Origin of the sequence: Rahnella aquatilis CIP 78.65 = ATCC 33071, from assembly GCF_000241955.1 — a bacterium.
GTDB lineage: Bacteria > Pseudomonadota > Gammaproteobacteria > Enterobacterales > Enterobacteriaceae > Rahnella > Rahnella aquatilis.
In genome coordinates, this window is sequence record NC_016818.1 from 3,410,757 (window position 1) to 3,423,733 (window position 12,977).

The window sequence follows — 12,977 nt, forward strand, 5'->3', positions numbered from 1 at the left end:
TTTTACTACTCATCTGACCACTTAAAAGTGTAAATTTTCGCCAAATTTGGCCTGTCGCTGTAATTGAGTTACAGAATGGTTAAATAAATACGTAATTAAAGTTAATCACTAATTCCTAAGTCATTGGAGTCACAGCAAGGCACCCAGCGAAAGAATCCCGATGAGCTGACTCAGGTCAGTGATTCGGGTTATTGAGCGCAGGTAACGCCGCTGGGGTTTCAAGGACGAAGGAATTTTTATACTTTTTTTACACGCTGGCCTCGTTTCTTTTCAGGATCTTTTCCTGCCTTTCCTTATTCTCGCCACAACATAAAAACACACCTGTGGAGGTGGATTGTGAGTGTTGGCGTAATCTGCGGCGCGTTACTGGTTCTTCTGCTGCTCGGCTATCTGGTTTATGCCCTGCTGAATGCGGAGGATTTTTAAATGGCCGCAACCGGATTCTTACTGATTGCCAGTTTTATGCTGGTGCTTTTGCTGCTGGCAAAACCACTGGGTAACTTTATTGCTCAACTGATTGAAGGACAGCCCGGCGCATTTATTCAGCGCATAGAAAACGGTGTTTTACGCACGTCTGGCAGCAGCAATGCTGAAATGAACTGGTGGCAGTACGCGCTGGCGATCATGGTATTTAACATCCTGGGCATTGTCGTGCTGATGGCGTTGCTGATGGCTCAAGGCGCATTGCCGATGAACCCGCAGCATTTCGGCGGGTTGTCATGGGATCTGGCTTTTAACACTGCGGTAAGTTTCGTGACCAACACTAACTGGCAGGCTTACAGCGGCGAAAGCACGCTGAGCTATCTCAGCCAGATGGTCGGGCTCACCGTGCAAAACTTCCTCTCCGCAGCGACGGGTATCGCCGTAGCGTTTGCCCTGATCCGCGCTTTTGCGCGCCCTTCAGCTCAAACCATTGGCAATGCCTGGACGGATTTATGGCGCATCACGCTGTATCTGTTGCTGCCAGTGGCTTTCCTGCTGGCACTGTTTTTCGTCAGTCAGGGTGTGCTGCAAAACTTCGAAGCGTATCAGCACATCACCACGCTGGAAGGCCTGCAACAGACTTTACCTATGGGACCAGTGGCTTCTCAGGAAGCGATCAAAATGCTCGGCACCAACGGCGGCGGCTTCTTCGGTGCCAACTCAGCCCATCCGTTTGAGAACCCGACAGCCCTGACCAATATGGTGCAGATGCTGGCGATCTTCATTATCCCTTGCGCGCTGTGTTTCGCATTTGGCCGTGTGGTCGGTGACAACCGTCAGGGCCACGCACTGGTCTGGGCGATGTCAGTGATCTTCGTGGTGTCGGTGGTGGTGGTGATGTACGCCGAACTCAAAGGCAATCCGCATCTGATGGCTCTTGGTGCCAGCAGCAATTTTAATATGGAAGGTAAGGAAAGCCGCTTCGGCATTCTGGCCTCCAGCCTGTACGCCGTTGTCACCACGGCAGCCTCATGCGGTGCAGTCAATGCCATGCACGATTCCTTTACGGCACTCGGCGGCATGGTGCCGATGTGGCTGATGCAGATTGGTGAAGTGGTGTTCGGCGGCGTGGGTTCCGGCCTGTACGGCATGCTGCTGTTCGTGCTGCTGACGGTGTTTATCGCCGGGCTGATGATTGGCCGCACACCGGAATATCTCGGTAAGAAAATCGATGTTTACGACATGAAGATGACCGCACTGGCCATCCTGGTGACACCGACGCTGGTGCTGCTCGGCACAGCGCTGGCGCTGGTCACCGACGCCGGTCGCGCAGGGATTTTAAACCCCGGCGCGCACGGTTTCAGTGAAGTGCTGTATGCCGTGTCTTCCGCCGCCAATAACAACGGCAGTGCGTTTGCCGGGCTGAGCGTTAATACACCGTTCTACAACCTGTTGCTGGCAGTCTGCATGTTCTTCGGCCGCTTCGGCGTCATCATTCCGGTGCTGGCGATTGCCGGTTCGCTGGTGATGAAAAAACGCCAGCAGGCAGGCAACGGCACCTTACCGACATCCGGCCCGCTGTTTATCGGTCTGCTGGTCGGCACCGTGTTGTTAGTCGGCGCACTGACCTTTATTCCGGCGCTGGCGCTGGGGCCGGTGGCGGAACATTTGCAGGTCTGGTCAGCACAGTAATGCTGCGTAACTCGTTGAACTGATGAATATAGAGACTAAAAAGATGAGTCGTAAACAACGTGCGTTATTTGAACCCCGTCTGATCCGCACTGCCCTGCTGGATTCGGTGAAAAAGCTGGATCCCCGCGTTCAGTGGCGCAATCCGGTGATGTTCGTGGTGTATCTGGGCAGCATTCTGACCACGCTTATCTGGCTGGCAATCCTGATGCACCGCACCGACGGCAGCGCGGCTTTTACCGGCAGCGTGTCGCTGTGGCTGTGGTTTACCGTACTGTTTGCCAACTTTGCCGAAGCACTGGCGGAAGGCCGCAGCAAGGCACAGGCGCAGAGTCTTAAAGGCGTGCAGAAAACCAGTTGGGCGAAAAAAATCTACGAACCGCGCCCTGAATCGCCGGTGATTAAAGTCGCTGCCGATACCCTGCGTAAAGGCGATTACGTGCTGATCGAAGCGGGTGATACCGTGCCGTGCGACGGTGAAGTGCTGATCGGCGGTGCGTCAGTGGATGAAAGTGCCATTACCGGTGAGTCTGCGCCCGTGATCCGCGAGTCCGGCGGCGACTTCTCCTCGGTCACCGGCGGCACACGCGTCTTGTCAGACTGGCTGGTGGTCGAGTGTTCAGCCAACCCCGGCGATACCTTCCTTGACCGTATGATTGCGATGGTCGAAGGCGCAAAACGCCGCAAGACGCCAAACGAAGTGGCGCTGACCATTTTGCTGGTCGCGCTGACGCTGGTGTTCGTGCTGGCCACCGCCACGCTCTATCCGTTCTCACTGTTCAGCGTTGACGCCAGTCATGCGGGCATCCCGGTCACAGTGACCGTACTGGTCGCGCTGCTGGTGTGTCTGATCCCGACAACCATTGGCGGGTTGCTGTCGGCTATCGGCGTGGCGGGCATGAGCCGCATGCTGGAAGCTAACGTCATCGCGACCAGTGGCCGTGCGGTGGAAGCCGCCGGTGACGTGGATGTGCTGTTGCTGGATAAAACCGGCACCATCACGCTGGGTAACCGTCAGGCATCGCAGTTCCTGCCCGCGCCGCAGGTGACGGAACAGGAACTGGCCGATGCCGCGCAGTTATCGTCCCTGGCCGATGAAACGCCGGAAGGCCGCAGTATCGTGGTGCTGGCCAAGCAGCGCTTTAACCTGCGCGAACGCGACATTCATTCGCTGAATGCGACCTTTGTGCCCTTCTCCGCACAAACCCGCATGAGCGGCGTTAATGTCGGTGAGCGCAGTATCCGTAAAGGGGCCGTCGATGCCATCCGCCGTCATGTGGAATCCAACGGCGGGACCTTCCCGAAAGCTGTCGATGGCCTGGTGGAAACCGTGGCGCGTAAAGGCGGTACGCCGCTGGTGGTCGCCGAAGGCGCGAAAGTGCTGGGCGTAGTGGAACTGAAAGATATCGTCAAAGGCGGCATTAAGGAACGCTTTGCCGAGCTGCGCAAAATGGGCATCAAAACGGTGATGATCACCGGCGATAACCGCCTGACGGCTGCCGCCATTGCCGCCGAAGCGGGGGTCGATGATTTTCTGGCAGAAGCCACGCCGGAAGCCAAACTGGCATTGATTCGTCAGTATCAGTCAGAAGGCCGTTTAGTGGCGATGACCGGCGACGGCACCAACGATGCACCCGCGCTGGCGCAGGCTGATGTCGCAGTGGCGATGAACTCGGGGACGCAGGCCGCGAAGGAAGCCGGGAACATGGTCGATCTCGATTCCAATCCGACCAAGCTGATTGAAGTGGTGCATATCGGTAAACAGATGCTGATGACGCGCGGCTCGCTGACCACCTTCAGTATCGCTAACGACGTGGCGAAGTATTTCGCCATTATTCCGGCGGCGTTCGCAGCGACCTATCCGCAACTGAATGCGCTGAACGTCATGCATCTGCATTCTCCGGCTTCGGCCATTATGTCGGCGGTCATTTTCAACGCGCTGGTAATTGTGTTCCTGATCCCGCTGGCGCTGAAAGGGGTGAGCTATAAAGCCATGAGTGCCGCTGCGCTGCTGCGTCGTAACCTGTGGATTTATGGTGCAGGTGGTCTGCTGGTGCCGTTCGCCGGTATCAAGCTGATCGACGTGATCCTGACCGTTTTACATCTGAGCTGATTTTTGAGGAAGACCATTATGTCCGTAACAAGAATGTCCTATGTTCGCCCGGCTCTGGTGATGACGGTTCTGCTGACGCTGGCAACCGGCGTGGTATATCCGCTGCTGACCACCGGCGTTTCAGAGCTGGTATTCCGCCCGCAGGCGATGGGTTCACTGATTAAAGACAGTGGCAATAAAGTGATTGGCTCAGAACTGATCGGGCAGAATTTTACCCGCAATGATTATTTCTGGGGCCGTCCTTCGGTGACGTCCGATTCGCCGTACAATCCTATGGCATCAGCGGGCAGTAATCTGGCGGCCAGTAACCCGGCGCTGGATCAGGCGGTGAAAGACCGCGTGGCGGCGCTGCGCAAAGCCAATCCGCAAAGCCCGGCGACGGTGCCGGTGGATCTGGTGACCAGCAGCGGCAGCGGACTGGATCCGCAGATTTCCGTTGAGGCCGCGCAATGGCAGGCTCCGCGCATTGCTGCCGCACGCGGGCTGCCACTGGCGCAAGTGAATAAATTGATTGATGATAATACATCATCACCGCTGATTGGTTACCTCGGCCCCGACGTCGTAAACGTGCTCGGACTGAACTTAGCGCTGGATGAACGGAAAGCAAACTAATTCATCACCCCACCAGACAGGATGATATGACAGAAGACCGCCCCGATCCGGACAGCCTGCTGGCGCTCGCTAATGAGAAGCCACGCGGGCAACTGAAAGTCTTTTTCGGCGCCTGTGCGGGCGTCGGGAAAACTTTTGCTATGTTGCAGGAAGCACAGCGTCTGCGCGCCACCGGCCTCGACGTGCTGGTGGGCGTGGTGGAAACCCACGGAAGGCAGGAAACGCAGGCGCTGTTGCCGGGGCTTTCTCTGTTACCGCCGAAACGCATTCACCACCGTGGTCGCCAGGTGCAGGAGTTTGATCTCGACGCCGCGCTGGCCCGCCGCCCTGCCCTGATCCTGATGGACGAACTGGCGCACAGCAATGCCGCCGGTTCGCGCCATCCGAAACGCTGGCAGGATGTCGAAGAGTTACTCGATGCCGGTATCGACGTGTTTACCACCGTGAACGTTCAGCATCTGGAAAGCCTGAACGATGTGGTCAGCGGCGTCACCGGCATCATTATTCGTGAAACGGTTCCCGACCGTCTGTTTGATGACGCCAGCGAAGTGGTGCTGGTAGATTTACCTCCCGATTCCCTGCGTCAGCGCCTGAAAGAAGGCAAAGTTTATATCCCCGGTCAGGCCGAACGTGCCATCGAACACTTCTTCCGTAAAGGCAATCTGATCGCCCTGCGCGAGCTTTCCCTGCGCCGCACCGCCGACCGGGTTGACGATCAGATGCGCGAATACCGCGACGATCAGGGCGTCAACCGTGTCTGGCATATCCGTGATGCGCTGCTGCTGTGTATCGGTCATGGCGGTGGCAACGAGAAATTAGTCCGCGTCGCCTCGCGCCTGGCTGCGCGCCTCGGTTGCGTCTGGCACGCAGTGTATGTCGAAACCCCGCGCCTGCACCGTTTGCCTGAAGGCCAGCGCCGCGCCATTTTGCATTCCCTGAAACTGGCGCAGGAACTGGGGGCAGAAACGGCCACCCTCTCCGATCCTCAGGAAGAACAGGCGATTTTGCGTTATGCCCGCGAGCATCGTCTGGGCAAAATCATGACCGGCCGCCGCCGTGAAAAGCGCTGGAAATTCAGCACCAGTTTTGCTGATAAGCTGGCGGAAATTGCGCCCGACCTCGATTTAATCGTCGTCGGTCTGGAAGATGCGCCGCCAAACACTGCCCGTAAAGAACAGGACTCACGCACTTTCGCTGACCGTTTCAGCCGCCAGTTGTGGGGCTGTGCGCTGGCCGTGGCGCTGTGTGCGGTGATTACCATGATGTCGCAATGGCTGCTGCCGACCTTCGATCAGGCCAATCTGGTGATGGTGTATCTGCTCGGCGTGGTGATTGTTGCACTGTTTTATGGCCGCTGGCCGTCAGTGCTGGCGGCGGTGATTAACGTCGTCAGCTTTGATCTGTTTTTCGTCCAGCCACGCGGTTCGCTGGCGGTAACTGACGCGCAATATCTGGTGACCTTCGGCGTGATGCTGATTGTCGGCATTCTCATCGGGAATCTGACCGCAGGCGTGCGTTATCAGGCGCGTATTGCCCGTCACCGTGAAAAACGTGCGCAGCATCTGTATGAAATGTCCAAAGGGCTGAGTCAGTCGCTGACACCGGAAGCCATCGCGCAAACCAGCCGTCACTTTATTTCTTCCAGTCTGAATGCCAAAACTGCCATTTTGCTGCCACAGGAGAACGGTGAACTGGCGCAGCCTGCCGGTGAAATCACCTCGATTGTGGTAGATGACGCTATCGCCCGCTGGAGTTTCGACAAAAAACTGCCAGCCGGTGCGGGCACCGATACCCTGCCCGGCGTGCCGTACCAGCTTCTGCCGCTGATTGCATCCGGGGAGTCGCGCGGCCTGCTGGCGGTCGAACCACCGAATATCCGTCAGCTGTTAGTACCGGAACAGCAGCGTCTGTTGCAGACCTTTACCGTACTGATTGCCAATGCGCTCGAGCGCCTGCATCTGGCCGCCAGTGCGGAAACGGCGCGGCTGGAAACCGAACGCGAACAACTGCGTAACTCGCTGCTTTCTGCACTTTCCCACGATTTACGTACACCGCTGACGGTGCTTTTCGGGCAGGCGGAAATCCTCACGCTGGATCTGGCATCGGAAGGCTCGAAGCACGCACCGCAGGCCAGCCAGATCCGCCAGCAAGTACTGAGCACCACACGGCTGGTGAATAATCTGCTGGATATGGCGCGCATTCAGTCCGGCGGATTTAATCTGCGTAAAGAGTGGCAGTCGGTGGAAGAAATTACCGGCAGCGCGCTGCGGATGCTCGAACCGGTGCTGGTGCACGACAACATCGAAATTGATTTGCCGAAGGAAATGGTGCTGGTTAACTGCGACGCCAGCCTGATCGAACGGGTGCTGATCAATTTGCTGGAAAATGCCCATAAATATGCCGGAACCGGTGCGACGATAGGCATTAAAGCCACGCCGCTGGATGAATGGCTGGAGATGGAAGTCTGGGATAATGGCCCCGGTATTCCGGCTGGCGCCGAGCACAGCATTTTCGACAAATTCGCCCGCGGTAATAAAGAATCCGCCATTCCGGGTGTGGGCTTGGGATTAGCGATTTGTCGTGCCATTATTGAGGTGCACGACGGACGGATATGGGCGGAAAATGGCCCGGACGGCGGTGCGCGTTTTCGTTTCAGGCTGCCGCTTGAGGCGTTACCGGAAATGGAAAGTGACATGGAATCAGACATTGACGAGGTATCGTGAGCGCAACGCCGGTAAATATTTTAATTGTTGAAGATGAAAAAGAGATCCGCCGCTTTGTGCGCACGGCACTGGAGGCGGAAGGCTGGCGGGTGTTTGAAAGCGAGACGCTGCAACGCGGGCTGATTGAGGCCGGCACACGAAAACCGGATCTGATTATTCTTGATCTCGGTCTACCGGACGGTGACGGCCTGACATATATTCGCGATTTGCGCCACTGGAGTGCCATCCCGATTATTGTGCTGTCGGCGCGCACCCGCGAAGAAGACAAGATTGCCGCGCTGGATGCCGGTGCCGACGATTTTCTCACCAAGCCGTTTGGCGTCGGTGAACTGCTGGCGCGGGTTCGTGTGGCACTTCGCCGCCATACGGGCAGCACGCAGGAAAGCCCGCTGGTGACATTTGCAGATGTCACGGTAGACCTGATCAACCGGCGCGTACAGCGTAACGGTGAAGATTGTCATCTGACGCCGATTGAGTTTCGCCTGCTGGCCGAACTGCTGGCGAACAGCGGCAAAGTCATTACTCAGCGTCAGTTACTGAGCCACGTGTGGGGCCCGAATTATGTCGAACACAGTCATTATCTGCGCATCTACATGGGGCATTTGCGCCAGAAACTGGAAGCCGACGCCACCCGGCCGCGTCATTTACTGACCGAAACCGGCGTGGGCTATCGCTTTATGCCTTAGGTTTGTCAGCGTCCGGTTTGGTTTCGCCGAACTCGGCCTCCAGACTTTCTGCGGCCTGCTGCAAAATCGCACTCACCCGCACCACCTGTTCCGGCGTTAAATCCGCACGCATCATGTTGCCGCGCAGCGCGTGACGCAGGCGGTGCATGGATTCATGGATCCCCTCTGCCAGGTTGTTTTCACGCGGACGTTGCGCGCCAGCCAGACGGGCAAAAATCGCATCAACCACCGCCTGATGTTGCGCCAGTTCCACTTTACCGGCCTCGGTGATCTGATAGCTTTTCCGGCCATTACCGGTGGCGACAGGCTCGAGGAAATCCTGCTCTTCCAGCAGCGTCAGCGTCGGATAAATCACGCCAGGGCTTGGCACATAAAGACCTGAAGATGCCTCTTCAATCGCTTTGATCAGCTCATAACCATGGCTCGGTTTTTTCGCCACCAGCGCCAGCAGCACGCGACGTAAGTCACCATGTTCAAACAGACGATGCACACCGCGCTCGCCACGACCGCCGCGACGGCCTTCGCCACGCCCGCGACGTTCATCCCCTTCCTCACCCCGGTCCTCCCCGCGGTGACGACCATCACGACGCAGCGCATAACGCTCACTGTGATCACCAAAAGCAGATTCATGACGGCAATGACCGCGATGCCCTTCTTCCCGGCTACCGTGACCGCGATGGCGGCCTTCAAACATTTTGCTAAACATATTTTATGCCCTTTTTAGATATATCGAATTATTTCGATATATCTAAACTAGATCGGTTTTCAGAAACTGGCAAGCCGAAAAACGAATTTAGATAACTCTTTTTACATCTGATCTTCCGGCAAGAAACGGGCAAAAAAAAAGCGCTGAATAATCAGCGCTTTTGATGAGAAGAAGAAAACAGCTTATTTCGCGTCGGCAAGCACTTTGCTGACGATTTCTACCGCTTCTTTCTCGATTTGTTCACGGTGTTCAGCACCGAGGAAGCTTTCACAATAGATTTTGTAGGCTTCTTCTGTGCCGGACGGACGTGCCGCAAACCAGCCGTTTTTGGTCATTACTTTCAGGCCGCCAATGGACGCACCGTTACCCGGCGCGTTGGTCAGACGGGCGGTGATCGGGTCACCGGCCAGCGTGTCAGCTTTCACCTGTTCAGGAGAAAGTTTAGACAGCGCGGCTTTCTGTGCGTGGGTCGCAGACGCCTGAATACGGTTGTAGCTTGGTGCGCCAAAGCGGGCCGCCAGCTCGTTGTAATGTTCCTGCGGATTCTTGCCGGTGACCGCGGTGATTTCCGCTGCCAGCAGGCACATGATGATACCGTCTTTGTCGGTTGACCACGGTGTGCCGTCGAAACGCAGGAAAGAAGCCCCTGCACTTTCTTCGCCACCAAAACCAAAGCTGCCGTCAAAAAGGCCATCAACGAACCATTTGAACCCGACCGGCACTTCCACCAGCTTGCGGCCCAAATCTTCTACTACGCGGTCAATCATCGCACTCGATACCAGCGTCTTACCGACGGCAACGTCTTTGCCCCACTGCGGACGGTGCTGGAACAGATACTGAATCGCCACCGCCAGATAATGGTTCGGGTTCATCAGTCCGGCAGGTGTCACGATACCGTGGCGGTCATAATCCGGGTCATTGGCGAAGGCCAGATCGAATTTATCACGCAGTGCCAGCAGACCGGCCATTGCCGATTCAGACGAGCAGTCCATGCGGATCACACCGTCGTGATCGAGATGCATGAAACGGAAAGTCTGATCGACTTCATCGTTCACCAGCGTCAGATCCAGTTTGTAATGCTCTGCGATGCGCTTCCAGTATTCGATACCTGAACCGCCGAGCGGATCCACACCCAGTTTCAGACCGGCTTTCTGAATCGCGGCCATATCCACGATATCGGTCAGCCCTTCGATAAACGGCTGAACCAGATCTTTCGCTACAAGATGACCACTTTTCCACGCCAGATCCAGAGACTGACGTTTCACACCTGTCAGTTTCGCGGCCAGCAATGCGTTAGCGCGTTTCTCAATCACGGAGGTCAGATTGGTATCTGCCGGGCCGCCGTTGGTCGGGTTATATTTGATGCCGCCATCTTCAGGCGGGTTATGCGAAGGCGTGATAACGATGCCATCCGCCAGCACGCCGCCGTTGCGGTTGTGGGTCAGAATCGCGTGAGACACGGCCGGTGTCGGCGTGAACCCGTTATCTTCCTGAACAATGACATCCACACCATTGGCGGTCAGCACTTCCAGCACAGAGATAAATGCCGGTTCGGACAGCGCGTGCGTGTCTTTACCCACGTAGCACGGGCCGGTGGTGCCCTGCTCTTTACGCACTTCGGCAATCGCCTGAGCAATCGCCAGGATGTGCGCTTCATTAAAGCTGTGACGCAACGCACTACCGCGATGGCCGGACGTGCCGAATTTCACAGCATGCGCCGTGTTTGCCGGATCCGGTTGCAGAACGTAATACTGTGACGTTAACTGCGCCACATTGATCAAATCGCTTTGCTGAGCAGGTTGCCCTGCACGGGGGTGATTAGCCACTGGCGCTTCTCCCTTACGCTGAAATTAGAGGGTGCCGCATACTTTATCAGTCAGTTCCGCCGGGAACTGCATGAACTGCATGATGTGTTCAATCATGCTGCGTTTGCGACCTGTGTTGGTATTCGTAATAACCCAATACGGCGTTCCGGGAACGTGTTTAGGCTTGGTATGAATGCCGTTTTGCAGCAAGGTCTGCTGGTCACCGGCAAAATAAGTCCGCGTGCGCCCGGTCAGAGAGTCGGTCGCCGTCGCAAATTCTTTAGGGTTCAGGGTATACAAGGTCGAGAGGATCAGCATAAAACGGTTAACCGCTTTAGTCTGTTCTGCGTATTCGTCGGACAGCAGCAGTTCACGAACGGCGCGGACTTTATCACGCGACGTCGGTGCGGCAGCGGCGGCAGGTTTTTCCTGCGCGACAGTTCCGGCGATAACAGTAGTGTTCACTGGGGCGGCAGGAGCGGTCTGACCGGCAGTAAACTTCAACATACGGCGTAAAATATCAGACGCACTTTCACCGATTGCTTGCGTGTGGCTGGCAATGTAGCGGTAGAGTTCTTCGTCAACCTCAATAGTTTTCATCTTTATCCAGTACTGTTTTTCTACTTAATTCATTCAAAAGGATTATACAAATTTCTACGCAGTAACAAACAGGGGAATTGCGCCGCGAAGTAAAATCCAGACAACTTCCCGATTTTGCTGCATGCAGGCTCCGGCCCGTTCTGCTCCTGGTAGTCAAATCCCGCTCAGGCATCTGGCAGAAACTTTCTGTTCTAAAAAATTATCCGCAAGTCATGATAACCTAATGAGATTGTTTATCTGTATGAACTTCGCTATGAAATTACATTATCGCCTGCAGGGATCTGAAGTCGCTGGCAGCAGTGCACTGCCGGTTTTGCTCATCCACGGATTGTTCGGCACCCTTGATAATCTGGGCATTCTGGCCCGTGACCTGAGACAACAGCATAACGTGTTACAGGTGGATTTGCGTAATCACGGCCAGTCCGGACGTTCTGATGACATGTCTTACGCCGCCATGGCGCAGGATTTAGTGGAAACACTGGATGCTGTTGGTTTCCCAAAAATCATTGTTATTGGCCATTCAATGGGCGGAAAAACGGCGATGGCGCTGACGGCGCTGATCCCCGATCGCATCGAAAAGCTGGTCGCCATTGATGTCGCCCCGGTGGATTATCATGTGCGTCGTCATGATGAGATTTTCGCGGCCATTAACGCCGTGACCGACGCAGGGCTTCGTGACCGCACATCTGCCACCGACTGTATGCGCAAGTATATAAAGGAAGACGGTGTGATCCAGTTCCTGCTCAAATCATTCCGCCAGGGCGAATGGCTCTTCAACGTGCCCGTGCTGCTCAGTGAATACGAAACCATTACCGGCTGGGAAGACGTGCCGCCGTGGGATCTTCCGGCATTGTTTATCCGTGGCGGGTTGTCGCCGTATGTGCAGGATGAATATCGCGACGCAATTGCCCGCCAGTTCCCGCAGGCCAAAGCGCATGTGGTGGCGGGAGCCGGTCATTGGGTACATGCGGAAAAACCCGATGCGGTACTGCGCGCTGTGCACCGTTTCATCGATGCGGCCTGAGGTTGAACATCCTGGGGATAAATTGTGCAAAAAGTCTGCACAACTGAGAAAGTTATCATGAAATCAGGGTAATCAGGCGTTGTGAACCCCTGGCGCGCCAGTGTATGATTGCGCGCTATAATTTTGCCGCCCCGTTTTGCTCACAGTGAGTCGCGGGAGGTAAATTGGGTCAGGGTTTCTTAGCCCGAAATGTGTGAAACGCTCGTCAGGAACCGGCTTGCCGTTTTCCGATGTAAAAACTTCCCTGGTTGTACCGCTACCTATGGCAAAAGAACAACTGGATCGCACGACGATTGATCTGTTCGCAGATGACCGCCGTCCGGGGCGTCCAAAAACAAATCCGCTATCCCGTGATGAACAGCTCAGGATCAATAAGCGCAACCAGTTACGCCGTGATAAAGCGAGCGGCCTGCGTCGTGTGGAGCTGAAAATAAACGCCGATGCTGTTGATATGCTCAATAAGCTGGCAGAAGAACGCAATATCAGTCGTAGCGAATTGATTGAAGAGATGCTGCTCTCACATCTTAACGGTCATGAAGGTTGATTGAAAAACGGGTAACCCTCTCAGGCTACCCGTTTGTTTTTTCTTACTTATT

At 55.7% G+C, this 12,977-nt stretch carries 11 protein-coding genes; 8 read left to right on the forward strand and 3 right to left on the reverse strand.

Translation table 11 applies throughout. From position 1 onward, the window contains the following. Nucleotides 1–336 precede the first annotated feature (336 nt). Genes RAHAQ2_RS25050 through kdpE form a run of 6 tightly spaced genes read left to right on the forward strand, consistent with a single transcriptional unit; the run spans nucleotide 337 to nucleotide 8,246 of the window. Entirely contained in the window at nucleotides 337–426 is a 90-nt protein-coding gene (locus RAHAQ2_RS25050) for a K(+)-transporting ATPase subunit F (protein ID WP_071823630.1), read from the forward strand. Beyond that, nucleotides 427–2,115: a potassium-transporting ATPase subunit KdpA gene (kdpA, locus tag RAHAQ2_RS15445; protein ID WP_015698129.1), complete on the forward strand. Its 1,689-nt coding sequence runs from the start codon at nucleotides 427–429 to the stop codon at nucleotides 2,113–2,115. Between the two features lie 43 nt (nucleotides 2,116–2,158). Continuing rightward, entirely contained in the window at nucleotides 2,159–4,225 is a 2,067-nt protein-coding gene (kdpB, locus tag RAHAQ2_RS15450; RefSeq protein ID WP_015698130.1) for a potassium-transporting ATPase subunit KdpB, read from the forward strand. Between the two features lie 18 nt (nucleotides 4,226–4,243). Further along, the gene (gene kdpC / locus RAHAQ2_RS15455) at nucleotides 4,244–4,837 is read left to right on the forward strand and encodes a potassium-transporting ATPase subunit KdpC (protein WP_015698131.1); all 594 of its coding nucleotides are present in this window, start codon (nucleotides 4,244–4,246) and stop codon (nucleotides 4,835–4,837) included. Nucleotides 4,838–4,863: 26 nt separating this feature from the next. Then, on the forward strand, nucleotides 4,864–7,560 hold the full coding sequence (kdpD, locus tag RAHAQ2_RS15460; protein ID WP_015698132.1) for a two-component system sensor histidine kinase KdpD: 2,697 nt from the start codon (nucleotides 4,864–4,866) through the stop codon (nucleotides 7,558–7,560). Beyond that, nucleotides 7,557–8,246, forward strand: a complete 690-nt coding sequence (gene kdpE, locus RAHAQ2_RS15465; RefSeq protein WP_015698133.1) for a two-component system response regulator KdpE — start codon at nucleotides 7,557–7,559, stop codon at nucleotides 8,244–8,246. Before kdpD ends, kdpE begins: the two co-directional genes overlap by 4 nt. On the opposite strand, the gene RAHAQ2_RS15470 is transcribed toward kdpE, so the two are convergent. The 3 genes from RAHAQ2_RS15470 to seqA form a co-directional block, all read right to left on the reverse strand. After that, on the reverse strand, nucleotides 8,236–8,952 hold the full coding sequence (locus tag RAHAQ2_RS15470) for a PadR family transcriptional regulator (RefSeq protein WP_015698134.1): 717 nt from the start codon (nucleotides 8,950–8,952) through the stop codon (nucleotides 8,236–8,238). The genes kdpE and RAHAQ2_RS15470 overlap by 11 nt on opposite strands. A gap of 182 nt (nucleotides 8,953–9,134) precedes the next feature. Then, nucleotides 9,135–10,778: a phosphoglucomutase (alpha-D-glucose-1,6-bisphosphate-dependent) gene (pgm, locus tag RAHAQ2_RS15475; protein WP_015698135.1), complete on the reverse strand. Its 1,644-nt coding sequence runs from the start codon at nucleotides 10,776–10,778 to the stop codon at nucleotides 9,135–9,137. Between the two features lie 24 nt (nucleotides 10,779–10,802). Next, on the reverse strand, nucleotides 10,803–11,357 hold the full coding sequence (gene seqA / locus RAHAQ2_RS15480) for a replication initiation negative regulator SeqA (RefSeq protein WP_015698136.1): 555 nt from the start codon (nucleotides 11,355–11,357) through the stop codon (nucleotides 10,803–10,805). A gap of 241 nt (nucleotides 11,358–11,598) precedes the next feature. On the opposite strand from seqA, the gene ybfF reads away from it, so the two are divergent. Beyond that, the gene (gene ybfF / locus RAHAQ2_RS15485; protein ID WP_037040027.1) at nucleotides 11,599–12,381 is read left to right on the forward strand and encodes an esterase; all 783 of its coding nucleotides are present in this window, start codon (nucleotides 11,599–11,601) and stop codon (nucleotides 12,379–12,381) included. 262 nt (nucleotides 12,382–12,643) lie between these two features. Next, on the forward strand, nucleotides 12,644–12,925 hold the full coding sequence (gene ybfE, locus RAHAQ2_RS15490; RefSeq protein WP_037040030.1) for a LexA regulated protein: 282 nt from the start codon (nucleotides 12,644–12,646) through the stop codon (nucleotides 12,923–12,925). Nucleotides 12,926–12,977 lie beyond the last annotated feature (52 nt).